General features: G+C 51.0%; 25 protein-coding genes, 2 pseudogenes and 1 riboswitch. Of the genes and pseudogenes, 11 read left to right on the forward strand and 16 right to left on the reverse strand.

The window, feature by feature from the left end; all coding sequences use genetic code 11:
* The 7 genes from BHE85_RS18335 to ygiW all read right to left on the reverse strand — a co-directional run.
* Positions 1 to 165, reverse strand: a 165-nt coding sequence (locus BHE85_RS18335) for an IS1 family transposase (RefSeq protein WP_047664789.1), incomplete at its 3' end; no start/stop codon positions are given.
* Between the two features lie 140 nt (positions 166 to 305).
* Positions 306 to 2,525 carry a YgiQ family radical SAM protein gene (locus BHE85_RS18340; protein WP_000095224.1) on the reverse strand — a complete coding sequence of 740 codons (2,220 nt, stop codon included), beginning with the start codon at positions 2,523 to 2,525 and terminating at the stop codon, positions 306 to 308.
* Between the two features lie 110 nt (positions 2,526 to 2,635).
* On the reverse strand, positions 2,636 to 4,048 hold the full coding sequence (gene ftsP / locus BHE85_RS18345; protein WP_000059398.1) for a cell division protein FtsP: 1,413 nt from the start codon (positions 4,046 to 4,048) through the stop codon (positions 2,636 to 2,638).
* A 74-nt stretch (positions 4,049 to 4,122) separates the two neighbouring features.
* On the reverse strand, positions 4,123 to 4,860 hold the full coding sequence (gene plsC, locus BHE85_RS18350; RefSeq protein ID WP_000965712.1) for a 1-acylglycerol-3-phosphate O-acyltransferase: 738 nt from the start codon (positions 4,858 to 4,860) through the stop codon (positions 4,123 to 4,125).
* A gap of 232 nt (positions 4,861 to 5,092) precedes the next feature.
* Positions 5,093 to 7,351 carry a DNA topoisomerase IV subunit A gene (gene parC, locus BHE85_RS18355; protein WP_001281893.1) on the reverse strand — a complete coding sequence of 753 codons (2,259 nt, stop codon included), beginning with the start codon at positions 7,349 to 7,351 and terminating at the stop codon, positions 5,093 to 5,095.
* Between the two features lie 545 nt (positions 7,352 to 7,896).
* Positions 7,897 to 8,379, reverse strand: a complete 483-nt coding sequence (locus tag BHE85_RS18360; RefSeq protein WP_000183511.1) for an AraC family transcriptional regulator — start codon at positions 8,377 to 8,379, stop codon at positions 7,897 to 7,899.
* 52 nt (positions 8,380 to 8,431) lie between these two features.
* The gene (gene ygiW / locus BHE85_RS18365; protein WP_000712658.1) at positions 8,432 to 8,824 is read right to left on the reverse strand and encodes an OB fold stress tolerance protein YgiW; all 393 of its coding nucleotides are present in this window, start codon (positions 8,822 to 8,824) and stop codon (positions 8,432 to 8,434) included.
* Positions 8,825 to 8,975: 151 nt separating this feature from the next.
* Here ygiW and qseB point away from each other — a divergent pair, with 151 nt between their 5' ends.
* From qseB to BHE85_RS18385, 4 genes are all read left to right on the forward strand, one after another.
* Entirely contained in the window at positions 8,976 to 9,635 is a 660-nt protein-coding gene (qseB, locus tag BHE85_RS18370; protein WP_001221496.1) for a quorum sensing response regulator transcription factor QseB, read from the forward strand.
* Positions 9,632 to 10,981 carry a quorum sensing histidine kinase QseC gene (gene qseC, locus BHE85_RS18375; RefSeq protein ID WP_000673395.1) on the forward strand — a complete coding sequence of 450 codons (1,350 nt, stop codon included), beginning with the start codon at positions 9,632 to 9,634 and terminating at the stop codon, positions 10,979 to 10,981. The genes qseB and qseC overlap by 4 nt, the downstream gene beginning before the upstream one ends.
* A gap of 109 nt (positions 10,982 to 11,090) precedes the next feature.
* Complete coding sequence (mdaB, locus tag BHE85_RS18380; RefSeq protein ID WP_000065430.1) at positions 11,091 to 11,672, forward strand: NADPH:quinone oxidoreductase MdaB; 582 nt, start codon at positions 11,091 to 11,093, stop codon at positions 11,670 to 11,672.
* 30 nt (positions 11,673 to 11,702) lie between these two features.
* Complete coding sequence (locus BHE85_RS18385) at positions 11,703 to 12,017, forward strand: putative quinol monooxygenase (RefSeq protein WP_000958598.1); 315 nt, start codon at positions 11,703 to 11,705, stop codon at positions 12,015 to 12,017.
* Between the two features lie 47 nt (positions 12,018 to 12,064).
* Here BHE85_RS18385 and parE read toward each other — a convergent pair whose 3' ends face one another.
* Genes parE through nudF form a run of 5 tightly spaced genes read right to left on the reverse strand, consistent with a single transcriptional unit; the run spans position 12,065 to position 16,471 of the window.
* On the reverse strand, positions 12,065 to 13,957 hold the full coding sequence (parE, locus tag BHE85_RS18390; RefSeq protein WP_000195274.1) for a DNA topoisomerase IV subunit B: 1,893 nt from the start codon (positions 13,955 to 13,957) through the stop codon (positions 12,065 to 12,067).
* Positions 13,958 to 13,985: 28 nt separating this feature from the next.
* Entirely contained in the window at positions 13,986 to 14,567 is a 582-nt protein-coding gene (gene yqiA, locus BHE85_RS18395; protein ID WP_000105733.1) for an esterase YqiA, read from the reverse strand.
* Positions 14,567 to 15,394: a 3',5'-cyclic-AMP phosphodiesterase gene (gene cpdA, locus BHE85_RS18400; RefSeq protein WP_000444747.1), complete on the reverse strand. Its 828-nt coding sequence runs from the start codon at positions 15,392 to 15,394 to the stop codon at positions 14,567 to 14,569. The genes yqiA and cpdA overlap by 1 nt, the downstream gene beginning before the upstream one ends.
* A gap of 24 nt (positions 15,395 to 15,418) precedes the next feature.
* Positions 15,419 to 15,841 carry a DUF1249 family protein gene (locus BHE85_RS18405; RefSeq protein WP_000833396.1) on the reverse strand — a complete coding sequence of 141 codons (423 nt, stop codon included), beginning with the start codon at positions 15,839 to 15,841 and terminating at the stop codon, positions 15,419 to 15,421.
* On the reverse strand, positions 15,842 to 16,471 hold the full coding sequence (nudF, locus tag BHE85_RS18410; RefSeq protein ID WP_000917128.1) for an ADP-ribose diphosphatase: 630 nt from the start codon (positions 16,469 to 16,471) through the stop codon (positions 15,842 to 15,844).
* A 204-nt stretch (positions 16,472 to 16,675) separates the two neighbouring features.
* Here nudF and tolC point away from each other — a divergent pair, with 204 nt between their 5' ends.
* From tolC to BHE85_RS18425, 3 genes are all read left to right on the forward strand, one after another.
* Positions 16,676 to 18,157, forward strand: a complete 1,482-nt coding sequence (gene tolC / locus BHE85_RS18415) for an outer membrane channel protein TolC (protein ID WP_000735275.1) — start codon at positions 16,676 to 16,678, stop codon at positions 18,155 to 18,157.
* 147 nt (positions 18,158 to 18,304) lie between these two features.
* Entirely contained in the window at positions 18,305 to 18,976 is a 672-nt protein-coding gene (locus BHE85_RS18420; protein ID WP_000831554.1) for a DUF1190 family protein, read from the forward strand.
* 5 nt (positions 18,977 to 18,981) lie between these two features.
* Positions 18,982 to 20,142, forward strand: a complete 1,161-nt coding sequence (locus BHE85_RS18425; protein WP_039064248.1) for a glutathionylspermidine synthase family protein — start codon at positions 18,982 to 18,984, stop codon at positions 20,140 to 20,142.
* 36 nt (positions 20,143 to 20,178) lie between these two features.
* On the opposite strand, the gene ygiD is transcribed toward BHE85_RS18425, so the two are convergent.
* Positions 20,179 to 20,964 (reverse strand): 4,5-DOPA-extradiol-dioxygenase, encoded by a 786-nt coding sequence (gene ygiD, locus BHE85_RS18430; RefSeq protein WP_171730061.1) that lies wholly within the window; start codon positions 20,962 to 20,964, stop codon positions 20,179 to 20,181.
* A gap of 142 nt (positions 20,965 to 21,106) precedes the next feature.
* Here ygiD and zupT point away from each other — a divergent pair, with 142 nt between their 5' ends.
* Positions 21,107 to 21,868 carry a zinc transporter ZupT gene (zupT, locus tag BHE85_RS18435; protein WP_004986270.1) on the forward strand — a complete coding sequence of 254 codons (762 nt, stop codon included), beginning with the start codon at positions 21,107 to 21,109 and terminating at the stop codon, positions 21,866 to 21,868.
* 57 nt (positions 21,869 to 21,925) lie between these two features.
* Here the strand turns inward: zupT and yqiD are convergent, their stop codons facing one another.
* Positions 21,926 to 22,096, reverse strand: coding sequence for a protein YqiD (gene yqiD / locus BHE85_RS26605; RefSeq protein ID WP_000469266.1), 171 nt, complete (start codon positions 22,094 to 22,096; stop codon positions 21,926 to 21,928).
* 259 nt (positions 22,097 to 22,355) lie between these two features.
* The gene (gene ribB / locus BHE85_RS18440; protein WP_001076997.1) at positions 22,356 to 23,009 is read right to left on the reverse strand and encodes a 3,4-dihydroxy-2-butanone-4-phosphate synthase; all 654 of its coding nucleotides are present in this window, start codon (positions 23,007 to 23,009) and stop codon (positions 22,356 to 22,358) included.
* Between the two features lie 103 nt (positions 23,010 to 23,112).
* Positions 23,113 to 23,261, reverse strand: a riboswitch (FMN riboswitch).
* Positions 23,262 to 23,382: 121 nt separating this feature from the next.
* Between ribB and ubiK the strand changes: the two genes are divergently transcribed.
* The 3 genes and pseudogenes from ubiK to BHE85_RS18455 form a co-directional block, all read left to right on the forward strand.
* Positions 23,383 to 23,673 carry a ubiquinone biosynthesis accessory factor UbiK gene (gene ubiK, locus BHE85_RS18445; RefSeq protein WP_001297598.1) on the forward strand — a complete coding sequence of 97 codons (291 nt, stop codon included), beginning with the start codon at positions 23,383 to 23,385 and terminating at the stop codon, positions 23,671 to 23,673.
* A 283-nt stretch (positions 23,674 to 23,956) separates the two neighbouring features.
* Complete coding sequence (locus tag BHE85_RS18450; protein ID WP_047931171.1) at positions 23,957 to 24,508, forward strand: fimbrial-like protein; 552 nt, start codon at positions 23,957 to 23,959, stop codon at positions 24,506 to 24,508.
* Positions 24,509 to 24,567: 59 nt separating this feature from the next.
* Positions 24,568 to 26,073 (forward strand): annotated as a pseudogene (locus BHE85_RS18455) (fimbria/pilus outer membrane usher protein); the annotation flags it as partial.
* Here BHE85_RS18455 and BHE85_RS18460 read toward each other — a convergent pair.
* Positions 26,044 to 26,374: pseudogene (locus BHE85_RS18460) on the reverse strand (IS1-like element IS1X2 family transposase); the annotation flags it as partial. The pseudogenes BHE85_RS18455 and BHE85_RS18460 overlap by 30 nt on opposite strands.

Below are 26,374 nucleotides of genomic sequence, written 5' to 3' on the forward strand. Positions count from 1 at the left end.
TTTCTGGTGCGTACCGGGCTGAGAGGCGGTGTAAGTGAACTGTAGTTGCCATGTTTTACGGCAATGAGAGCAGAGATAGCGCTGATGTCCGGCAGTGCTTTTGCCGTTACGCACCACGCCTTCAGTAGCGGAGCAGGAAGGACATCTGATGGAAATGGAAGCCACGCAAGCACCTTAAAATCACCATCATACACTAAATCAGTAAGTTGGCAGCATTACCCATTTCGGCATATAAATAAATGCCTAATGAGATAGATTCTGATGTAATATCCCCGGTAGCAATTCTGCTACCGGGAACAGCGAATTTAACGTCCAACCGCCGCTTTAGGCCGTTTCTTCGCACCAGCATTCACCGGACGAGATTGCGTAGACGACGCTTTTTTTGCCGTAGCAGGCGTCTGACGCTGGGTCGCCATCGGCGTATGTTTCGTCAACGCCGGACGGGTATTGCGGTTCTGGCGACGAGCTTCACGCATCTCTTCAATGGTTGGCGCAGGCACTAAGCAATCGCGACGGCTACCAATCAGATGCTTTTTACCCATCGCTTCCAGCGCCTGGCGGATTAACGGCCAGTTTGCCGGATCGTGGTAACGCAACAACGCTTTATGCAAACGACGCTGCTTGTCGCCCTTCGGTACGAAGACGTCTTCACTCTTATAACCAATCTTCGCCAGCGGTTTTTTCCCGGTGTAATACATGGTGGTTGAGTTCGCCAGCGGCGATGGGTAGAAGTTCTGTACCTGGTCGAGACGGAAACGATGCTTTTTCAGCCACAGCGCCAGATTCACCATATCTTCATCACGCGTACCGGGGTGCGCGGAGATGAAATAGGGGATCAGATACTGCTCTTTACCTGCCTGTTTTGAGTAAGTATCGAACAGCTCTTTAAAGCGGTCATAGCTGCCCATGCCCGGCTTCATCATCTTCGATAACGGCCCTTCTTCGGTATGTTCCGGGGCAATCTTCAGATAACCGCCGACGTGATGGGTCGCCAGTTCTTTGATATAGCGCGGATCTTCCACGGCGATGTCATAACGCACACCAGAGGCAATCAGGATCTTTTTAATGCCTTTCAGATCACGCGCACGGCGATAGAGGTTGATCGTTGGTTCGTGGTTCGTGTCCATGTGCGGACAAATATCCGGATAAACGCACGACAAACGGCGGCAGGTTTGCTCAGCGCGTGGCGATTTGCAGCGCAACATATACATGTTGGCAGTTGGCCCACCGAGATCGGAAATTACGCCCGTAAAACCTGGAACGGTGTCGCGGATCGCTTCGATCTCATTAATGATCGAATCTTCGGAACGGCTCTGAATAATGCGCCCTTCGTGCTCGGTGATAGAACAGAAAGAGCAGCCGCCAAAGCAGCCACGCATAATGTTGACCGAAAAACGGATCATTTCGTAAGCCGGAATACGGACATTGCCATAGGCCGGATGTAGCACGCGCTTGTATGGCAGCGCAAAAACGCTGTCCATCTCTTCGGTAGAAAGCGGAATAGCAGGCGGGTTGATCCACACATAGCGGTCGCCGTGTTTTTGCATCAATGCGCGGGCACAGCCTGGGTTGGTTTCGTGGTGCAGAATACGCGAAGCATGGGCGTACAGCACTTTATCGCCCTTCACTTTCTCGAAAGAAGGCAGCAACACGTAGGTTTTTTCCCACGGTTTCGGGCGCGGTGGCTGCACGGTTACGGCTTTGGCTTCCTGCTTTTTCGGTGCCACCGGTTTGTTATCCGCGCACGGCAAATCTTCACCATACGGATGCGGGATTGGGTCGATTTTTCCAGGGGTATCAAGACGGGTGGAATCCACGCCGCTCCAGCCAGGCAGGGCCTCTTTCACGATAATCGCGGTATTACGCACATCGCGGATTTCACTAATCGGCTCGCCCATCGCCAGACGGTGCGCCACCTCCACCAGCGGACGCTCACCGTTACCAAACATCAGCATGTCGGCTTTCGAATCCACCAGCACGGAACGGCGCACGGTATCGGACCAGTAATCATAATGTGCGGTACGACGCAGACTAGCCTCAATACCGCCGAGGATCACCGGTACATCTTTCCACGCCTCTTTACAACGCTGGGTATAAACCAGTGTGGCGCGATCCGGGCGCTTACCCGCGACGTTATCCGGCGTGTAGGCATCGTCATGACGTAAACGGCGATCGGCGGTATAACGGTTGATCATCGAATCCATGTTGCCAGCAGTAACACCGAAAAACAGATTCGGTTTACCCAGACGCATAAAGTCGTCTTTGCTGCTCCAGTCCGGCTGGGCGATGATCCCGACGCGAAAGCCCTGCGCTTCCAGCATACGACCGCAAATCGCCATCCCGAAGCTTGGGTGATCGACATACGCGTCGCCAGTAACCAAAATGATGTCGCAGCTATCCCAGCCAAGTTGATCCATCTCTTCACTAGACATCGGCAAAAACGGTGCCGGTCCAAAACAGGCGGCCCAGTACTGCGGCCAGGAGAACAGGTCGCGATCCGGTTGGATCAGGGAGATAGAGCTCATTTTGCTTCCAGAAATGATAAAAAAATAATCAAAGGCCGGGGATTATAAGCCGGAACGAAAGAGAAATCGAAAAGTATTCCATACTCGCCCTCCTCGGGCGAGTATGAAGATTACGGTACCGGATTGACTAACAGTTGCCCAATCGAGCCACGGTCCGCCATTTCCAGCGTCTGACTGTTGAAGTAGAACGGGAAGTGCGCCCAGGAAGGCTGACCGAAATAAACAAGCAGCTCCACTTGTCCGTCAACCCAAACGGTATCTTTCCAGCCTCTGTCTTCCGGGAACGGCATCGCACCATTCACGTTACGGATCTGGAACATCACGCCTTCAATATGGAACGCTTGCGGCTCGTCCGCGCGTACCGTCCAGCGTTCCCACGTTCCTTGCTGCGCGGTGACATCAATACGGTTGACGTCCCACAGTTGTCCATTAATACCCGGGTCATCACCCAGACTGATATCGCGACTGCGAATCGGCGAACCGGCCATGATTTCAGTTGGCAGCAAGCGCATCGGAAGACTGTCTGTGACCAGCGGCAGAAGGCCGGTTGGGCGCAGCGTTAGCACCAGGGTAGAAACCAGAATGCTGGATGGCTCAAAGAAGCCACGAATACGATCAACAATGCTCGCCGCTTCGCCACAGGTGATCGACACTTCATCACCGTTGCTCATATCCACCAGAATCTCGCGGCGCTCGCCCGGTGCCAACGAAAGTTGCTTCACCGATACAGGAGCAGGCAGGAATCCCTGATCGCCAGAAATCACATGTAACGGGCGACTATCGCTCATCTGTAGTTGATAGCGACGAGAGTTCGACGCGTTCAGCAGTCGCAAGCGCACCCAGCCACGCGAGACTTCAACGTACGGGCTTTGTACACCGTTAACCAGCAGCGTATCACCAACAAAGCCGCCGCTTCCCGGTTCGTTGTATTCTGGCGTACCAAAGTTATCCAGCCGTTTATCCTGGATAATGACCGGAAAATCATCCACACCATAATGGTTGGGGATAGGCAGCGACTTGCTGACTTCATCTTCCACCAGCCACATTCCGGCAAGGCCGTTATAGACCTGCTGAGCCGTGCGGTTGGGAGTATTGGCGTGATACCACAGAGTAGCTGCGTTCTGGCGAATGGGCAGTACGGGTGCCCAGTCAGCGTTTGGCGACATCATCCGTGCCGGACCGCCCATCAGCGGGCCTGGTACCTGTAGCCCGGCCACCGTCATTGAGACATTTTCTGTCAGGCGGTTGCTGTAAATAAGCTTAACATCGTCGCCCTTCCAGACGCGGATAGTCGGCCCCAGGTAACGACCATTGATTCCCCAGACCGACGCGCGTGTCCCTGGCGTAAATGACCAGTGCGCACGTTGTACAGTCATAAACAGCGGTTGCCCACGGCGAGATTCAAGTAGCGGCGGAACGGGTAGCGGTTGCTGTTGCCCGGCTGCGCTGGCCTTCAGGGGAACAGCGCCGGCACAAAGTGCAATCCCCGATGCCTGAATGAACTGACGCCGACTGAGTGACATATTTGCTCCATGTAAAACTGGCTAAAGTAATACCGTGCAGGAAAGTGTTCCCCGCAAAAATACAGATTGCCGACTTAAACTTTTCCGGCGGCTTCGCGTTCTGCGACTTCTTTATCGAGCTCGGCGATTTTTTGTTCCATTATCGAACGACAATGGGCAGCCAGCTCACGAACCTGATCTTTGCCATACTGACTGACGTCAATTGGCGGCAGCATTTCGACAATCACCAGACCGTTGTGCAGTCGATTAAGATTAATCTTATTCGAAGTTGTAGAGACGCACACGGGAATAATCGGGACGCCCGCCGCAATTGCCGCGTGAAATGCTCCAGTCTTGAACGGTAGCAGGCCGCGACCACGGCTGCGGGTTCCTTCCGGGAACATCCAGATGGAAATACGGCGTTTTTTGAAATGATTCACGACTTCCGCAATGGTGCCGTGAGCTTTAGTGCGATTGTTTCTGTCGATCAATAAGTTGCCGGTTAACCAGTACAACTGCCCGAAGAAGGGGATCCACAGCAAGCTCTTTTTACCTACCGTCACCGTCGGCGGTTGCACAATGTTCGATGCTGTCACCATGTCATAGTTGTTCTGGTGGTTAGCGATATAGATAGCATTGCCGTAGCTTTCAGCATCTGCAGGTTTGCGGCACTCAACTTTCAGGCCGAACAGCGGCGCAAGACGGCCAAACATATGCCCAAAGGTGGCCACATGTTTCGGGTTACGCGGGCTGAAAAGGCAGTAAATGGAGCCGAATACACAGACTAAGATGCTGTAAATCACGGTAATAATAAGACGAAAGATATATAGCATAACAACCTCTGAAGGTCTGAGAGACTGGCATTGTACGTCACCTGAAATCAGGTTAGGGCATTGTTAAAAGCCGCTCTCTGGAAAAGCGTATTGTTAATCGCAACGCATGAATAAACAACGGTTTCAAGGGAATTTTTATCGTTTCCGGGGGTTGAATACGCTGCCGGATGACGACTTAACGTTTCATCCGGCGTTCCTTGCAAGCGGGAGGAAACAGGCCCTCCCCGGCATATTACTCTTCGCTATCACCGCTGCTGGCACGGCGAGGAGAGTCGATCTCAACACGATCGATACGCTGCAAACCGCGCATCAACGTACCGCGGCGTCCACGTTCGCCAGTGACTTTCTGTAACTCTTCCGGGCGCAGTTTAATTTTGCGTTTCCCAACATGAATGGTCAGCGTGCTTTGCGGCGGCAGAACGTACAATTGCGCCAGACCATCTTCTCCACGCGCGGCTTCTGCCGATGGAATGTTGATAATCTTGTTGCCTTTGCCCTTCGACAGCTGCGGCAGATCGCTTACCGGGAACATCAACATACGGCCTGCCTGAGTGATTGCCAGCAGCATATCGGAAGCATCTTCAATCACCACCGGCGGCATAACATGGGCATTTTCCGGTAAGGTGATCAAAGCCTTACCTGCACGGTTACGCGCCACCAGATCGTTAAAGGTGCAGACGAAACCGTAACCCGCATCGGAAGCCATCAGCAGTTTCTGATCGTCGCTTTCCATCAGCATATGGTCAACGGTCGCCCCAGGCGGCAACGTTAATTTGCCGGTGAGTGGTTCGCCCTGACCACGCGCCGACGGCAGCGTAATCGGGTCGATGGCATAGCTACGACCGGTGGAATCAACAAACACTACCGGTTGGTTGCTCTTACCTTTCACCGCCGCTTTGAAGCTATCACCCGCTTTATAATTCAGGCCCGGCGCGTCGATATCATGGCCTTTAGCGCTGCGTACCCAGCCCATCTGCGACAGCACAATGGTGACAGGTTCAGACGGCAGCATGTCGTGCTCGCTCATCGCTTTCGCTTCTTCGCGTTCCTGCAACGGCGAACGACGATCGTCACCGTAGGCTTGCGCGTCTGCCTGCAGTTCTTTCTTCAGCAGGTTATTCATTTTACGCTCGGAAACCAAAATGCCCTGCAACTGGTCGCGCTCTTTTTCCAGCTCACTCTGCTCACCGCGAATCTTCATCTCTTCCAGTTTGGCAAGATGACGCAGTTTCAGTTCGAGGATCGCTTCCGCCTGGGTTTCCGTAAGGCCAAACCGCGACATCAGCGCCGGTTTCGGTTCATCTTCGTTACGAATGATCTCAATCACTTCGTCGATGTTGAGAAACGCCACCAGCAAACCTTCCAGGATATGCAGGCGCTTGAGGACTTTCTCCAGACGATAGTTCAGTCGGCGGCGCACGGTATCGCGACGGAACACCAGCCATTCGGAGAGGATTTCCAGCAGGTTTTTCACCGCCGGACGACCATCCAGACCGATCATATTGAGGTTAATGCGATAGCTCTTTTCCAGATCGGTGGTAGCGAAGAGGTGGTTCATCACCTGATCCATATCCACGCGGTTGGAACGCGGCACAATCACCAGACGGGTCGGGTTCTCGTGGTCAGATTCATCGCGCAGATCGTCAACCATCGGCAGCTTTTTGTTGCGCATTTGCGCAGCAATTTGCTCCAGTACGCGCGCACCTGAAACCTGATGCGGCAATGCGCTGATAACCACCGCGCCATCTTCTTTCTTCCACACCGCGCGCATACGCACTGAACCACGTCCGTTCTCGTAGATTTTACGGATCTCGGCGCGCGAAGTGATAATTTCCGCTTCAGTCGGATAATCCGGCCCCTGCACGATATCCAGCAGCTGATCGAGCGTGGTTTTCGGCTGGTCGATTAATGCGATTGCCGCCTGAGCTACTTCACGCAGGTTATGCGGTGGAATATCGGTCGCCATGCCGACGGCAATACCGGTGGTGCCGTTAAGCAAAATGTTTGGCAGACGGGCAGGCAGCATTTTCGGCTCCTGCAAAGTGCCGTCGAAGTTTGGCACCCAGTCAGCCGTCCCCTGCCCCAGCTCGCTCAATAGCAGCTCGGAATATTTCGACAACCGGGATTCGGTGTAACGCATTGCCGCGAACGATTTCGGATCGTCCGGCGCGCCCCAGTTCCCCTGACCATCAACCAGCGGATAACGGTAAGAGAACGGCTGCGCCATCAGGACCATCGCTTCATAACAGGCGCTATCGCCGTGCGGATGGTATTTACCCAGTACGTCACCGACGGTACGGGCCGATTTTTTAAATTTGGCGCTGGCATTCAGGCCCAGTTCAGACATCGCATACACAATGCGGCGCTGAACAGGTTTAAGACCATCGCCAATAAACGGCAACGCACGGTCCATGATCACGTACATGGAGTAGTTTAAGTAGGCGTTTTCCGTAAATTCATGTAGCGCAAGGCGCTCTGCCATATCGCTCATTAATTCTGATTCCTCAACTTATTCGCCAGCCTTCAAAGGGGCAATATTGCCGGAGATACTACATTATCTGCCGCGTCGAGTCACAGGAGATCAGCGTGAATAGCGCCGCCGGACGTGCTCCGACGGCGATAAAGGCATCAATGTGCCTTGATATACAACTCTTTGCTGTAGACTTGATCGGCATAGAGGGCAGCACAAGGTTGCGCCCATGCCACACCACTCGGCATGGGGGTCCGCTCCGGGCGATTCGAGAAGTTGAGGTTATGCGAGTCCAGGGAAGCCTAAAGCATCAAAGTAGTCGACTGTAAGTATACGGTTCAGCCCAGTTTAGCTGTGTCTCCACCAGTGCCCCGCGCCTCCTGCCATAAGTGCGGCTTGCTCATGGATACCCCCGAGACGGCTTACGGCGCACCGGATAATAAATTTCGCGTATACATGGTATTCCTTACCGGAGAAATTATAAGCCCAACAACAATACGCCTGTGGCATTGTTCGCTCAAACTTATCGCGAGTGATTTGGCTCACACTCCGGTAAAGATTCCCCATCACGCTAACGGCACATAAACATCCGTTTCCAGTCGCTGTTCTGTCATACCTTCGGCAAGATTGGTGTAGTGAAACAGAATCGGTGCTTTACGCATTTTCTCGCCGCTTGCAGGCAGCCAGTGGCGAATGATGCCCCATACCGTGTGTGAAATATCGTCCAGCTCGCCAACGTGGCGGGCCACGGCATAACGTCCACCGGTAAGTTCACCATTGCTCACACCATAACGATTATCGGGAATCGGTTCGCTAACGCTGCCGCAGATATCAAAGCGAAACGCTTTCGGTGCGGTGGTGGCAGGGTCGTCCCAGGCGACGCCAAAAGTCTGGCTTTGGTTAACAGGAGAAAGCCCCGTCTCTTTACGCCACATGATAAATTTCGCCACACTGTAGTTGAGCAACTCAGGGCTACAGCGGTGCGGCAACATCGCCACAGGGATTGATGGGAAATCGATAATGTTTACATCCAGTGTCAGGTTTGTCATTTTGCCTCCCTGCGAAATTATTCCCGGGAACGCGTCCCGGGAGCGGTAACAATTACGGATTTACTTTGCGGATCTGTTTGACGTCAATTTCAACAGAATTCCAGTCTTTATCGACTTCCCCCTGAATCTCAACCGTATCTTTCGGCGTCACCGTCACACCGTTCCAGCGTTTGTGGTCGATATCAACATTGATAGTACCGCTGGCATCTTTAAACACGTAGAGATCGTCAGAGATGCGTTCAACGATATTGCCGCGCAGGGTTACCCAGGTGTCGTCACGCAGGGATTTTGCGCTTTCTACAGTCGTTACGCTGCCGTTCGGCCCCTGGAATCCTCCGGCCTGACTTTGCGTTGCCGATGGGCCAGAAAAACCGCCCTGCTCTGCTGCCATCACCGGTGCACTGCACAGGGCCATTACTGCGATTACTGCTGCGAATTTTTTCATGTTTATTACTCCCTTTAATGTCTGTTTCCGAGCATTTAACAAGATAGTCCTTAACAACTTCTTAAGGGAAAAAAATAAAATTTAATGCTGTACAGAGCGCGTTACAACACGGTTTACTGGCAGCAAATACGGTTATCGCAGGGATGAAAAAATGCGAATTTTACTGATAGAAGATGACATGCTGATTGGCGACGGCATCAAAACTGGCCTTAGTAAAATGGGTTTTAGTGTCGACTGGTTTACACAAGGTCGTCAGGGAAAAGAGGCGCTTTATAGCGCACCTTATGATGCGGTGATCCTGGATTTAACCTTACCAGGCATGGATGGTCGCGATATTTTGCGCGAATGGCGAGAGAAAGGTCAGCGTGAGCCGGTACTGATCCTGACCGCGCGTGATGCGTTAGCGGAACGTGTAGAAGGGCTGCGTCTGGGAGCTGACGATTATCTGTGTAAACCTTTTGCGTTGATAGAAGTCGCCGCCAGGCTGGAGGCTCTGATGCGCCGAACCAACGGCCAGGCCAGCAACGAGCTGCGCCACGGTAACGTCATGCTCGACCCCGGCAAACGTATCGCCACGCTGGCTAGCGAACCCTTAACACTGAAACCAAAAGAATTTGCCCTGCTGGAATTACTGATGCGTAACGCTGGTCGGGTACTGCCGCGCAAACTGATTGAAGAGAAACTGTATACCTGGGACGAAGAGGTCACCAGTAATGCCGTTGAAGTGCATGTGCATCATCTGCGACGCAAACTCGGTAGTGATTTTATTCGTACCGTGCATGGTATTGGCTACACATTAGGTGAGAAATGAAATTTACCCAACGTCTTAGTCTGCGCGTCAGGCTGACGCTAATCTTTTTAATTCTGGCCTCGGTGACCTGGCTGCTTTCCAGCTTTGTCGCCTGGAAACAAACAACGGATAACGTCGATGAATTGTTCGACACCCAACTGATGCTGTTTGCCAAGCGGTTAAGTACGCTCGATCTCAACGAAATCAACGCGGCGGATCGCATGGCACAGACGCCAAATAAATTAAAACACGGTCATGTTGATGACGATGCGCTGACCTTTGCCATCTTTACCCACGACGGCAGAATGGTCCTTAATGATAGCGATAACGGAGAAGATATTCCCTATAGCTATCAACGGGAAGGTTTTGCTGACGGGCAACTGGTCGGTGAAGACGATCCTTGGCGTTTTGTCTGGATGACCTCACCTGATGGCAAATATCGCATCGTTGTTGGCCAGGAATGGGAATACCGTGAAGACATGGCGCTGGCGATTGTTGCCGGGCAATTGATCCCGTGGCTGGTCGCACTGCCGATTATGTTAATCATCATGATGGTACTACTGGGTCGTGAACTCGCGCCGCTGAACAAACTGGCGCTGGCACTACGTATGCGTGACCCTGACTCGGAAAAACCACTAAACGCGACTGGCGTACCCAGCGAAGTGCGACCACTGGTTGAGTCGCTAAATCAACTGTTCGCCCGCACACATGCGATGATGGTTCGAGAACGACGCTTTACCTCCGATGCAGCTCACGAACTACGTAGCCCGTTAACAGCGCTGAAAGTGCAAACCGAAGTTGCGCAGCTCTCTGACGATGATCCGCAGGCACGGAAAAAAGCACTGCTCCAATTACATTCCGGGATCGATCGCGCTACTCGTCTGGTTGATCAACTGCTCACGCTATCGCGGCTGGACTCACTGGATAACCTTCAGGACGTCGCGGAGATCCCGCTTGAAGATCTCCTGCAATCGTCGGTGATGGATATTTACCACACGGCGCAGCAGGCGAAAATTGACGTGCGACTGACACTCAATGTCCAGGGCATCAAACGCACCGGACAACCGCTATTGCTAAGTTTGTTGGTGCGAAATTTGCTGGATAACGCCGTGCGTTACAGTCCACAGGGCAGCGTGGTGGACGTCACGCTGAATGCCGATAATTTCATCGTGAGGGATAACGGCCCCGGTGTGACACCAGAGGCACTGGCGCGAATTGGCGAACGCTTCTATCGCCCCTCCGGACAAACCGCTACCGGCAGTGGACTTGGGCTATCGATTGTCCAGCGAATCGCCAAGCTGCATGGCATGAATGTTGAGTTTGGGAATGCGGAACAAGGTGGATTTGAGGCGAAAGTAAGCTGGTAAGGGTAAGACTTTTGCTAAATTCGCAAAAGACTTTGCACATTTTGCTAATTTCACCGTACCGCTCTGTGACGTACTATAGTCGGCAAACGTCTCACCTTGAGGTTAAAAAATGAGCAACATTCTGATTATCAACGGCGCGAAAAAATTCGCCCACTCCAATGGTCAACTGAATGACACCCTGACCGAAGTCGCGGATGGCACACTGCGCGACCTCGGGCATGATGTTCGCATCGTTCGCGCCGACAGCGACTACGATGTCAAAGCGGAAGTACAAAACTTTCTCTGGGCTGATGTGGTGATCTGGCAGATGCCAGGCTGGTGGATGGGCGCGCCGTGGACAGTGAAAAAATACATTGATGATGTATTCACCGAAGGTCACGGGACGCTGTATGCCAGCGATGGCCGTACCCGCAAAGATCCGTCAAAAAAATACGGTTCCGGCGGCCTGGTACAGGGCAAAAAATATATGCTTTCTCTGACCTGGAACGCACCAATGGAAGCCTTCACCGAAAAAGATCAATTCTTCCACGGCGTTGGCGTCGACGGTGTGTATCTGCCGTTCCATAAAGCAAACCAATTCCTTGGCATGGAACCGCTGCCGACATTTATCGCTAATGACGTGATAAAAATGCCTGATGTTCCCCGCTATACTGAAGAATATCGCAAGCATCTTGTGGAAATTTTTGGTTAACTAGAGCTCAGGCTTTAGAAGGAGTTAACCATGCTTACCGTAATCGCAGAAATCCGTACTCGTCCTGGTCAACATCACCGTCAGGCGGTATTGGATCAGTTTGCTAAAATCGTTCCAACCGTACTGAAAGAAGAAGGTTGCCACGGCTATGCGCCAATGGTGGATTGCGCTGCTGGCGTGAGTTTCCAGTCTATGGCACCGGATTCTATCGTGATGATTGAGCAGTGGGAAAGCATCGCGCACCTTGAAGCGCATCTGCAAACCCCGCACATGAAGGCGTACAGCGAAGCCGTAAAAGGTGACGTGCTGGAGATGAATATTCGTATTCTGCAGCCAGGGATTTAATCCTGCCTTGTTTGCCCGGCCATCCTGACCGGGCAATGTTCTTTCCTTTAAACCTCAATCTCCGCCATGTCGCCTTTCTCTTGCAACCAGTTGCGGCGATCTTCCGAGCGTTTCTTCGCCAGTAGCATGTCCATCATCGCGTCAGTACGCTGATCGTCTTCATCATCGATAGTCAACTGCACCAGACGGCGAGTGTTCGGATCAAGCGTGGTTTCGCGCAATTGCATCGGGTTCATTTCCCCCAGACCTTTAAAACGCTGGACGTTCGGCTTGCCTTTCTTGCGTTTTAATTGCTCAAGTACGCCCTCTTTCTCTTCTTCCGTCAGCGCGTAATAAACCTCTTTCCCGAGATCAATACGGTAGAGCGGTGGCAGTGCGACGTAAACGTGACCGTGTTTCACCAACGCGCGGAAGTGTTTTACAAACAAAGCGCAGAGCAGCGTGGCAATGTGCAGACCATCGGAGTCAGCATCCGCCAGGATACAGATCTTGCCGTAACGAAGCTGGCTCAAATCGTCGCTGTCAGGATCGATACCGATCGCTACCGAAATATCGTGCACTTCCTGCGAAGCCAGCACTTCGTCGGAAGAGACTTCCCAGGTGTTAAGGATCTTACCTTTCAGTGGCATGATCGCCTGATATTCGCGATCGCGCGCCTGCTTGGCAGATCCGCCTGCGGAGTCACCTTCCACAAGAAACAGTTCGGTGCGGTTAAGGTCCTGCGCGGTACAGTCAGCCAGTTTGCCAGGCAGCGCCGGACCGCTGGTCAGCTTTTTACGCACCACTTTTTTAGCCGCACGCATACGACGCTGGGCGCTGGAAATCGCCATCTCTGCCAGCAACTCCGCCGCCTGAACGTTCTGGTTCAGCCACAGGATAAAGGCATCTTTCACCACGCCAGAAACGAATGCCGCGCACTGACGCGAAGAGAGACGCTCTTTGGTCTGCCCGGCAAACTGCGGATCCTGCATTTTTACTGACAGCACATAGGCGCAGCGATCCCAGATATCTTCCGCCGACAGCTTTACACCGCGCGGCAGAATGTTGCGGTATTCACAGAACTCACGCATCGCGTCCAGCAGGCCCTGACGCAGACCATTAACATGGGTACCGCCCTGCATCGTTGGGATCAGGTTGACGTAGCTTTCGGTCAGCAGTTCACCGCCTTCCGGCAGCCACAGTAGCGCCCAGTCCACCGCTTCAGTATCGCCAGCGAAATTACCGATAAACGGTTTTTCTGGCAGCGTCGGTAAACCGTTTACCGCTTCCGCCAGGTAATCATTCAGACCGTCCTGATAGCACCAGCGCTGTTCGGTGTTGTTGATCTCATCTTTAAAGGTAATCTCAACGCCGGGGCACAGTACTGCTTTGGCTTTCAGCACATGCGTCAGGCGTGAAACAGAAAAACGCGGGCTATCGAAGAAGGTTTCATCCGGCCAGAAATGGACGCTGGTTCCGGTATTGCGTTTACCGCAAGTGCCGACAACCTGTAAATCCTGCACCTTTTCGCCATTTTCAAAGGCGATGTTATAAATCTGACCATCGCGGCGCACGTTAACTTCTACGCGCTTCGACAGGGCGTTAACCACCGAAATCCCCACGCCATGCAGGCCGCCAGAGAACTGGTAATTTTTGTTAGAGAATTTACCGCCTGCATGCAGACGGCAAAGAATCAGTTCAACCGCCGGTACACCCTCTTCCGGGTGAATATCCACCGGCATCCCGCGCCCATCGTCAATAACTTCTAACGACTGGTCAGCATGTAAAATAACGTCCACGCGTTTTGCGTGACCCGCCAGTGCTTCATCCACACTGTTATCAATGACTTCTTGCCCCAAATGGTTAGGGCGAGTGGTATCGGTATACATCCCCGGACGGCGGCGAACCGGCTCAAGCCCGGTGAGTACCTCAATGGCATCAGCGTTATAAGTTTGCGTCATGGTTTAAGTTAGTAATTCGAGTTGATCGTCAGAGATGGTGCAGACCAAGAAAATCGACGATCGGGTTGAAATAATCTTCGAAGCCCGTGAATGCGTGGTTGCCGCCTTCTATGACAGTCTGGCGGCAGGAAGCGTAGTACGCCACCGCCTGGCGGTAATCCAGCACTTCATCTCCCGTCTGTTGCAGCAGCCAGATCAAATCCGGCGCTTCCAGCGGGTCAATCTGCATGACTTTAAGATCGTAAATATGGCGTGACTCTAGCACATATTGCTGCCCGGTGTAGGGGTTCTCGTTCTGACCGAGATAGTCCGTCAGCAGTTCAAACGGGCGCACCGCCGGGTTTACCACCACTGCGGGCAGCATAAAACATTGTGACAACCAGGTGGCGTAATATCCCCCCAGTGACGAACCGACAATACCCAGCGAATCGCCGCCATGTTCCAGGACAATGGATTCCAGCAGCTCTGCCGCGTCGGAAGGATACGGCGGCAACTGCGGAATGATCATCTCAACGTCAGGGTGATGTTCCGCCAGCCAGTTTTTTAACAAGCTCGCTTTTGCAGAGCGCGGCGAGCTGTTGAAACCGTGTAAATAAAGAAGCGTAGACATCAGTAGCCTTCTGAAGCGGTATCAGGTTGGAAACGTGTGTCCGCCAGGCGATGCACCTCGGTGGTCAGCGTGCCATCAGCATGTAACTCGAGAGTACGCCAGCCGGGCGCGATGGTATCCAGCGTAAAGTTGGAACAGTGCGGCTTAAACTGCACACAGGTCGACGGCGTTGCCAGCAGGCGGCGACCGTTCCAGTCGAGATCCAGCTCCTGATGAATATGACCGCACAGCAAGTATTTGACGTGCGGAAACTTCGCCAGCACGGTATCCAGTTCGCCCGCGTTACGCAGACTGTGTTGATCGAGCCAACTACAACCCGCAGGTAGCGGATGATGATGCAGCAGCAGCAACGTATGGCGTTCTGGCGCATCGGCCAGTTTACGTTCCAGCCACTCAAGCTGAAACTCGCTCAGCTCACCGTGCGGCACGCCAAACACCTGGCTATCCAGCAACAGGATTTGCCATTGCTCACCAATAAACACGCGCTTCGCCGGGGAGATACCCGCATCCTGTAACGCGCTGTACATCGCGGGCTGGAAATCGTGGTTGCCCGGCAGCCAGACGCAGGGCGCACGAAAACTTGCGATGCCTTCAGCGAAATGCTGATAGGCCGCAGAGGATTGATCCTGCGCTAAATCACCTGTCGCGACAATCAGGTCGAATTCGTGCTGATGTGGACGAATCGCCTCCAGCACCGCCTGGTAGCTTTCCCAGGTGTTTACCCCTAACAGGGCTTCGTGCTTTTGTGCAAACAGGTGAGTATCGGTAATTTGTAAAATCCTGACTCTGGCCTCACCAGCCAGAGGAAGGGTTAACAGGCTTTCCAAATGGTGTCCTTAGGTTTCACGACGCTAGTAAACCGGAATCGCCATCGCTCCATGTGCTAAACAGTATCGCAACCAGTCCGCTAAAAACTGGTTAATTTGATGCTTTTCGTCGCGTTGATGCAACTTTTTATTAGGATAATCATACCGCGCTTTGAAGCGAAAAATCTGCTGGCTTGAACACACTTCAGCCACCATCGCGTCATGATACAGACGCACCGTCATTGACGGAAGGCTCCAGTAACTGATCGCGGGCGCAGTCTGTTCTATTGTCACCAGGGTAGTGTATCGGGTCGATTCCACAGTCGTCAGCCGATATTGTGCGTTTGCCACCTGATAGCTTACAGTTTCGCCGGGTGCGTCATTGCGCGGTAACAAACGGCGCAATTGTGAAAAGTTCATCTCGCACAGGCGCATCATTTCAGGAAAGTCAGGTGTGTAACGCTTCATTTATGCCCACTCATTTTTTAACGCTTGGTGGTGCAGCTGCAGCCATTGCAAAGCGATGACCGACGCTGCGTTGTCGATTTTCCCCTCTTCTACCCACTGGTATGCCTGTTCCCGGCTTACCACATGAACGCGAATATCTTCGTTTTCATCAGCCAGACCATGAATACCGCTTGCGGTCGTGGCGTCCACTTCGCCCACCATAATTGACGAACGCTCACTGGTGCCCCCCGGGCTTGCCAGGAAACTTAACACCGGTTTGGTCCGTTTGACTATCAGCCCCGCCTCTTCAATCGCTTCGCGACGGGCAACATCTTCCACACTTTCACCCTCTTCAATCATCCCGGCAACCATCTCCAGTAGCCAGGGGGTTTCGCTAGTGTCGTACGCGGCAATTCGAATCTGCTCAATCAGCACAACTTCATCACGCACTGGGTCAAAGGGTAGCAAGACTGCGGCGTGACCGCGCTCAAAAATTTCCCGCCGCACCTCATGACTCATTTGCCCGTTGAATAGACTATGACGAAATCTATAAAGATCTAATGAAAAAAAGCCGCGATAAAGTGTTTCTCGTGCAATAATTTCTACATCGTTTTTGCCAAATGTAACGGGCAGGTTGTCTGGCTTAAGCATTGTTAATGTCCTGGCACTAATAGTGAATTAAATGTGAATTTCAGCGACGTTTGACTGCCGTTTGAGCAGTCATGTGTTAAATTGAGGCACATTAACGCCCTATGGCACGTAACGCCAACCTTTTGCGGTAGCGGCTTCTGCTAGAATCCGCAATAATTTTACAGTTTGATCGCGCTAAATACTGCTTCACCACAAGGAATGCAAATGAAGAAATTGCTCCCCATTCTTATCGGCCTGAGCCTTTCTGGGTTCAGTTCGTTGAGCCAGGCCGAGAACCTGATGCAAGTTTATCAGCAAGCACGCCTTAGTAACCCGGAATTGCGTAAGTCTGCCGCCGATCGTGATGCTGCCTTTGAAAAAATTAATGAAGCGCGCAGTCCATTACTGCCACAGCTAGGTTTAGGTGCAGATTACACCTATAGCAACGGCTACCGCGACGCGAACGGCATCAACTCGAACGCGACCAGTGCGTCCCTGCAGTTAACTCAATCCATTTTTGATATGTCGAAATGGCGTGCGTTAACGCTGCAGGAAAAAGCAGCAGGGATTCAGGACGTCACATATCAGACCGATCAGCAAACCTTGATCCTCAACACCGCGACCGCTTATTTCAACGTGTTGAATGCTATTGACGTTCTTTCCTATACACAGGCACAAAAAGAAGCGATCTACCGTCAATTAGATCAAACCACCCAACGTTTTAACGTGGGCCTGGTAGCGATCACCGACGTGCAGAACGCCCGCGCGCAGTACGATACCGTGCTGGCGAACGAAGTGACCGCACGTAATAACCTTGATAACGCGGTAGAGCAGCTGCGCCAGATCACCGGTAACTACTATCCGGAACTGGCGGCGCTGAATGTCGAAAACTTTAAAACCGACAAACCACAGCCGGTTAACGCGCTGCTGAAAGAAGCCGAAAAACGCAACCTGTCGCTGTTACAGGCACGCTTGAGCCAGGACCTGGCGCGCGAGCAAATTCGCCAGGCGCAGGATGGTCACTTACCGACGCTGGATTTAACGGCTTCTACCGGGATTTCTGACACCTCTTATAGCGGTTCGAAAACTCGTGGTGCCGCTGGTACCCAGTATGACGACAGCAATATGGGCCAGAACAAAGTGGGCCTGAGCTTCTCGCTGCCGATTTATCAGGGCGGAATGGTTAACTCGCAGGTGAAACAGGCCCAGTACAACTTTGTTGGTGCCAGCGAGCAACTGGAAAGCGCGCATCGTAGCATCGTGCAAACCGTACGTTCCTCCTTCAACAACATTAATGCATCTATCAGTAGCATTAACGCCTACAAACAAGCCGTAGTTTCCGCTCAAAGCTCATTAGACGCGATGGAAGCGGGCTACTCGGTCGGTACGCGTACCATTGTTGATGTGTTGGATGCAACCACCACGCTGTACAACGCTAAGCAAGAGCTGGCAAATGCGCGTTATAACTACCTGATTAATCAGCTGAATATTAAGTCAGCCCTGGGTACGTTGAACGAGCAGGATCTGCTGGCACTGAACAATGCGCTGAGCAAACCGGTTTCCACTAATCCGGAAAACGTTGCCCCGCAAACGCCGGAACAGAATGCTATTGCTGATGGTTATGCGCCTGATAGCCCGGCACCCGTCGTTCAGCAAACATCCGCACGCACTACCACCAGTAACGGTCATAACCCTTTCCGTAACTGATGACGACGACGGGGCTTCGGCCCCGTCTGAACGTAAGACAACGTAAAGATACGGGTTATCTGCCGCATTCTTCCCCCTTCTCGCTTCAATTTCGACCAGCCATCCTCTATTCTGATGGGTATTTACCACTGGTCCCGGAAGACAAAAATGAAACGGACAAAATCCATACGCCACGCATCGTTCCGCAAAAACTGGAGCGCACGCCATCTGACACCAGTCGCTCTCGCGGTTGCCACTGTTTTTATGCTGGCTAGCTGTGAAAAGAGTGATGAAACAGTGTCTCTCTATCAAAATGCTGACGACTGTTCAGCTGCAAACCCAGGCAAAAGCGCCGAATGTACCACCGCGTACAACAATGCGCTGAAAGAAGCCGAACGTACTGCGCCGAAATACGCCACCCGTGAAGACTGTGTTGCTGAATTTGGTGAAGGTCAGTGCCAGCAGGCACCAGCCCAGGCTGGCATGGCACCAGAAAACCAGGCGCAGGCCCAGCAATCCAGCGGGAGTTTCTGGATGCCGCTGATGGCCGGTTACATGATGGGGCGTCTGATGGGCGGCGGCGCGGGATTTGCACAGCAGCCGCTGTTCTCCTCGAAAAACCCAGCCAGCCCGGCTTACGGTAAATATACCGACGCGACGGGTAAAAACTATGGCGCAGCCCAGCCAGGCCGCACCATGACCGTACCGAAGACAGCCATGGCACCAAAACCGGCGACCACTACTACCGTTACCCGTGGCGGTTTTGGTGAATCTGTTGCCAAACAAAGCACTATGCAGCGTAGCGCAACCGGCACCTCTTCTCGTTCAATGGGTGGCTGATACCGATGGAAAGAGTCAGTATTACCGAGCGCCCGGACTGGCGTGAAAAAGCCCACGAATACGGTTTCAATTTTCACACCATGTACGGCGAGCCGTACTGGTGTGAAGATGCTTACTACAAGTTGCCCCTCGCCCAGGTTGAAAAGCTGGAAGAAGTCACCGCCGAACTGCACCAGATGTGCCTGAAAGTGGTGGAAAAAGTGATCGCCAGCGATGAGCTGATGACCAAATTCCGCATTCCAAAACACACCTGGAGTTTTGTGCGTCAGTCATGGCTGACTCACCAGCCATCGCTTTATTCGCGTCTTGATCTGGCATGGGATGGCACTGGCGAACCTAAACTGCTGGAAAATAACGCCGATACACCAACGTCACTATACGAGGCGGCGTTCTTTCAGTGGATCTGGCTGGAAGATCAGCTTAACGCCGGTAACTTGCCGGAGGGCAGCGACCAGTTTAACAGTCTGCAAGAAAAGCTAATCGATCGCTTTGTCGAGTTGCGTGAACAGTATGGCTTCCAGTTGCTGCATCTCACCTGCTGTCGCGACACGGTGGAAGATCGCGGAACCATTCAGTATTTGCAGGACTGCGCGACGGAAGCTGAAATCGCTACCGAGTTCCTCTACATTGACGATATCGGGTTAGGTGAAAAAAGTCAGTTCACGGATTTACAGGATCAGGTAATTTCCAACCTGTTCAAGCTGTATCCATGGGAATTTATGTTGCGTGAGATGTTCTCCACCAAGCTGGAGGATGCAGGCGTACGCTGGCTGGAACCGGCGTGGAAGAGCATTATCTCCAACAAAGCGCTTCTACCGCTACTGTGGGAGATGTTCCCGAATCACCCGAACCTGCTGCCCGCTTATTTTGCGGAAGATGATCATCCGCAAATGGAAAAATATGTGGTTAAACCGATCTTCTCCCGTGAAGGCGCAAACGTGTCGATCATTGAGAACGGCAAAACCATTGAAGCAGCGGAAGGTCCGTATGGCGAAGAAGGGATGATTGTTCAGCAATTCCATCCGTTACCGAAATTCGGCGACAGCTATATGCTGATTGGTAGCTGGCTGGTGAACGATCAACCCGCCGGAATTGGCATTCGTGAAGACCGTGCATTGATCACCCAGGATATGTCTCGGTTTTATCCACATATTTTTGTTGAGTAATCAATGATGCCGATGGCATTCGCCATCCGGTAATTGTTAACCTATCTGCACCGACAGCATACTCAGGCTGCCCATTTCTATACCATCGACCGGAATGGTAATTGGCTCCTGCCCATCCCACGCACCTAAGACATACAACAACGGCAGATAGTGCTCCGGCGTTGGGTTCGATAACGCGCCACCTTCATGGTCGAGGTAATTCACCAGAGGATGCTGCTCTACCGCCCCTTGCCACGTCAGATTCGCTTTCACATACTCATTAAACGACATCGCCCAAGGATATGGTGAACTATCACCGTGCCACTTCACTGTACGCAGGTTATGCACCACGTTGCCACTGGCGACCAACATTATTCCTTCATCTCGCAGCGCTGCCAGTTTGCGCCCATTCGAATGCCAGGCGGCAGGTTTGCTACTGTCGATACTCAACTGCACCATCGGGATATCGGCGTCAGGATACATCTTAATCAGCACGCCCCAGGAACCGTGGTCAAAGCCCCTGGCTTCTTTATCCAGCGTCACCGGGACCGGCGCTAACAGCTCAACCAGATGCTGTGCCAGCACAGGCGAACCCGGAGCAGGATAATGCGTATCGTACAGCGCCTGCGGGAAGCCACCAAAGTCATGAATCGTGGGCGGCGTCTCCATCGCGGTCACTCCTGTTCCACGGGTAAACCAGTGAGCCGAAACCACCACAATCGCTTGCGGGCGTGGCAATGTCATCCCCAACTTCTGCCAGCTGCGGGTATACAAATTATCTTCCAGCACGTTCATCGGACTACCGTGACCTAAAAACAATGCTGGCATACGTGTTGAAGACATGATGATATCCTTAACTAAGGGTGTCATTTTGATATCCTCACAATACGCTTGTTCGGCGGAGTAAGAACCCGGATAACAATGATGATGATCATCAGTTATTTTGACGATCTGCCTGAAGGTGAAGATTTATAAGGAGTTGTCGATGTCAGTACCTCTCATTCTGACCATACTGGCGGGGGCAGCCACGTTTATTGGCGCGTTTCTCGGCGTTCTCGGACAAAAACCCTCGAACCGCTTACTGGCGTTTTCGCTAGGTTTTGCGGCGGGGATCATGTTGCTCATCTCATTAATGGAAATGCTTCCTGCCGCACTAGCAGCTGAAGGAATATCGCCTGTGTTGGGTTATGGAATGTTTATCTTCGGTCTGCTTGGCTACTTTGGCCTGGACCGCATGTTGCCGCATGCGCATCCGCAGGATTTAATGCAAAAATCGGTGCAGCCGTTGCCAAAATCGATCAAGCGCACAGCCATTCTGCTCACTCTCGGCATCAGTCTGCATAACTTCCCGGAAGGGATTGCCACCTTTGTCACGGCGAGCAGCAACCTGGAGCTGGGATTTGGCATCGCACTGGCCGTCGCGTTGCACAATATCCCTGAAGGTCTGGCAGTGGCAGGCCCGGTTTATGCGGCAACGGGGTCTAAACGCACCGCGATTCTGTGGGCGGGGATTTCTGGACTAGCAGAAATTCTTGGTGGTGTGCTGGCGTGGTTAATCCTCGGTAGCATGATTTCCCCGGTGGTCATGGCGGCGGTTGCAGGAATTATGGTGGCGCTCTCGGTTGATGAATTAATGCCGCTCGCCAAAGAGATTGACCCTAATAATAACCCCAGCTATGGCGTACTATGTGGAATGTCAGTGATGGGATTCAGTTTAGTGCTGCTACAAACGGCGGGAATTGGTTAAAAACAACATCAGAAGTTGTCCAGCACATGGACAACTTCTGCCAGCTTCACGAAAGCCTTATTCTACCTTTTCGGCTGTCTCTTCTCTCGTACTGTTTAAGTATTTGTTCCGCGCTTCAAGCAGTGCGTCTCTGTCCTGGCGAAACGCCCGACAATAACGTTTCAAATGCAGGAAATAACCCACCACAACCAGAGCAATCAATACAATCCAGTACCAGGCGATAAACATCCTTTACCCTTAATATTTAACAATACTAAACATTTAGCGCATAAATTTCACATATCCTTTTTCGGATATATTCATATGGTCGCATAATAACGGAACAATTATATGATTTTGATCATAATGAAAAAGAATGCCTGATATTAATGAAATTTTCTCATAGAAAGAGAAGCGGAATTAACATCTTGCATAGCAGGGCAAAATAAAAACCGAAGCCAGCTACAACTTCGGTTTCTTGATTAAGGCAGTAATTAAGCAGCGGTTTTCAGCTGGCTTTACGCTCATGTGCCTGACGGTATGCCACCAGGTCTTCAATAGTCACGAGCGCCATATTGTGTTTATTGGCAAACTCAATGCACTCTGGTGCACGCGCCATCGTGCCATCGTCATTAGTCAGCTCACACAGCACACCAGCCGGTTTAAAGCCTGCCAGCGTCATCAAATCAATAGTCGCTTCAGTATGACCGCCACGCGTCAGTACACCACCTGCCTGCGCGCGAAGTGGGAAAACGTGGCCCGGGCGATTCAGATCAGAAGGTTTTGCGCCATCGGCAATCGCTGCGCGAACGGTCGTAATACGATCAGCGGCAGAAACACCGGTAGTCACACCTTCAGCCGCTTCAATGGTCACGGTAAAACCGGTGCCATAGGCGCTGGTGTTATTTTCTACCATCATTGGCAGATCAAGTTGTTTACGGCGATCTTCAGTGATGCACAGGCAAACAATACCGCTACCGTGGCGAATGGTCAGCGCCATCTGCTCAACGGTCATGGTTTCTGCCGGGAAGATCATATCGCCTTCGTTTTCACGGTCTTCATCATCAAGCACCATTACACCGCGTCCTTCACGCAGCGCAGCCAGTGCATTTTCAACACGTTCGAAAGGCGTACCAAAAGAGGAAAGTAGCGTCTGATTCATGGTAAAAAAAACTCACTAAAATTATGGTTACCAGAATCAGGGCAGTCTTAGGAGTGGCGGCATATAGCCAAAATAACGTGAGCGGGTCCATGCCCGACAGAATCGTTACTCTCTCCCATCCGGACTCTAACCGTCGGCCCCGGAATTACACCGGATCTGCTGTCCTTTGAGTTCGCACCCAAAGCGCTCGCGGGCTTTCAACTGAGTTGATTTACCGCCGGTGGGGAATTTCGCCCCGCCCTGAGAATAAGCGGATTCACTATAACGCTAATGATTAGCGGCAGCAACGCATAGCTTCACATAATTCTGGTTTATGACTTACCCTTATCGCACTACAATGGTACTCAACACCTATCAGTACAGGGAAACTACAATGATTGACCCGAAAAAAATTGAGCAAATCGCTCGCCAAGTTCACGAATCAATGCCTAAAGGAATCAGGGAGTTCGGGGAAGATGTGGAGAAAAAAATCCGCCAAACCCTACAAGCTCAGCTGACGCGCCTCGACCTTGTAAGCCGTGAAGAGTTCGACGTCCAAACGCAAGTCCTGTTACGGACTCGTGAGAAACTGGCGCTGCTTGAACAAAGAATGAGCGAACTGGAAAATCGCAGTACTGAGATTAAAAAGCAGCCAGATCCAGAGACTCTCCCCCCAACGCTGTAAACATTTGTCTTTAATGCACTGTAAATTATGAATTAATCTTCTAATTTACAGTGCTTTCTATTACCTTATCGCTTAATTCCATTCAGAATATCACCACAAAAATGAATGAGTGCAATTGAAAATATTATTGTTATGTATTTTTTTAAGTTTTACTTAATCCATATTTAGATAAACTAATTTCATAAAACCCGAAAAGTAAAATATAATATTTGAATGATTAGCAATCCTTAAATAACAGTTACTAATCATTCATTTTCTACTTATATTTATATAAAGGAATATTATGTCTGCTTTTAAAAAGTCACTTCTTGTTGCTGGCGTAGCAATGATTCTTTCCAATAACGTATTTGCTGACGAAGGTCACGGCATTGTTAAATTTAAAGGTGAAGTTATCTCTGCTCCATGTTCAATTAAACCAGGTGACGAAGACTTAACTGTAAATCTGGGTGAAGTAGCAGATACCGTTCTGAAAAGCGACCAGAAATCTTTGGCTGAGCCTTTCACTATTCACCTGCAAGACTGCATGTTGAGCCAGGGTGGAACCACTTATTCAAAAGCGAAGGTTACTTTCACCACAGCGAATACTATGACGGGTCAGACTGACCTGCTGAAAAACACCAAAGAAACTGAAATCGGTGGTGCCACAGGCGTTGGCGTACGTATTCTGAATAGCCAGAGCGGCGAAGTGACTTTAGGTACTCCGGTAGTAATTACATTCAACAATACTAACAGCTATCAGGAACTGAACTTCAAAGTTCGTATGGAATCCCCGGGCAAAGATGCTACCCCGGGCAACGTTTACGCTCAGACTGACTATAAGATTGCTTACGAGTAATCACATTAGGCCGGGTTCGCCCGGCCACATCATTAACGGATTAATGATAAGTGGAACAGATGTATAAAAAATTAAAATTAACCACAATAAGCGAATTGATTAAAAATATTTATTGTTCATTATCCGTTCTCATCATTGGTTGTGCGTCAGCTTATGCCGTTGAATTCAACAAAGATTTAATCGAAGCCGAAGATCGTGAAAACGTTAACCTTTCCCAATTTGAAACTGATGGCCAATTACCCGTAGGTAAATACTCATTAAACGCTATTATTAATAATAAAAGGACGCCAATCCATCTGGACCTGCAATGGGTATTAATTGATAACCAAACTGCAGTTTGTCTGACTCCAGAGCAATTAACATTATTAGGCTTTACTGATGAGATTATTGAAGAGGCTCAGCAAAACCTGATCGATGGTTGTTACCCTATCGAAAAAGAAAAACAAATTACAACTTATCTCGATAAAGGGAAAATGCAATTATCCATATCTGCACCTCAGGCATGGTTAAAATACAAAGATGCAAACTGGACGCCTCCTGAACTTTGGGATCATGGTATTGCTGGGGCATTTCTTGACTACAATTTATATGCCTCTCATTATGCACCACATCAGGGCGATAATTCACAAAATATAAGTTCCTATGGGCAGGCTGGGGTTAATCTTGGGGCCTGGCGCCTGCGTACTGATTACCAGTACGATCAGTCATTTAACAATGGCAAAAGCCAGGCGAACAACCTGGATTTTCCGCGTATTTATTTGTTTCGCCCAATCCCAGCAATTAATGCAAAACTAACTATAGGTCAATACGATACTGAATCCTCTATTTTCGACTCTTTCCATTTTTCTGGCGTTTCGTTGAAAAGCGATGAGAATATGTTGCCGCCTGATCTACGTGGTTACGCACCGCAAATCACGGGTGTTGCACAAACGAATGCAAAGGTCACTGTCTCACAGAACAACCGTATTATTTATCAAGAAAATGTTCCTCCTGGCCCATTTGCTATTACTAATTTATTCAATACATTACAGGGGCAACTGGACGTCAAGGTTGAAGAAGAGGACGGGCAAGTCACGCAATGGCAAGTTGCATCTAATAGTATTCCTTATCTGACGCGTAAAGGGCAGATTCGCTACACCACTGCTATGGGTAAACCGACCAGCGTTGGTGGTGATTCCTTACAACAACCCTTCTTCTGGACTGGTGAATTCTCATGGGGTTGGCTGAACAATGTATCCCTGCATGGTGGTTCAGTTTTAACAAACCGTGATTATCAATCTCTGGCTGCCGGCGTTGGCTTTAACCTTAACTCATTGGGTTCATTATCTTTTGATGTCACACGATCTGATACTCAGTTGCATAATCAGGATAAAGAAACGGGTTATAGCTACCGCGCTAACTATTCAAAACGTTTTGAATCTACCGGTAGCCAGCTCACTTTCGCTGGTTACCGTTTCTCTGATAAAAACTTTGTGACAATGAATGAATATATCAATGACACTAACCATTACACGAATTATGGTAATGACTCCAACTTACTGATAGTGTTTTATGTTCAGATAATGCCCGATGACCTTGTCATGCAGCTCCACCGATTTTGAGAACGACAGTGACTTCCGTCCCAGCCTTGCCAGATGTTGTCTCAGATTCAGATTATGTCGCTCAATGCGCTGAGTGTAACGCTTGCTGATAACGTGCAGCTTTCCCTTCAGGCGTGATTCATACAGCGGCCAGCCATCCGTCATCCATACCACGACCTCAAAGGCCGACAGCAGGCTCAGAAGACGCTCCAGTGTGGCCAGAGTGCGTTCACCGAAGACGTGCGCCACAACCGTCCTCCGTATCCTGTCATACGCGTAAAACAGC

It is taken from the genome of Shigella sp. FC1567, assembly GCF_001743015.1.
Classification (GTDB): Bacteria; Pseudomonadota; Gammaproteobacteria; order Enterobacterales; family Enterobacteriaceae; genus Escherichia; species Escherichia coli.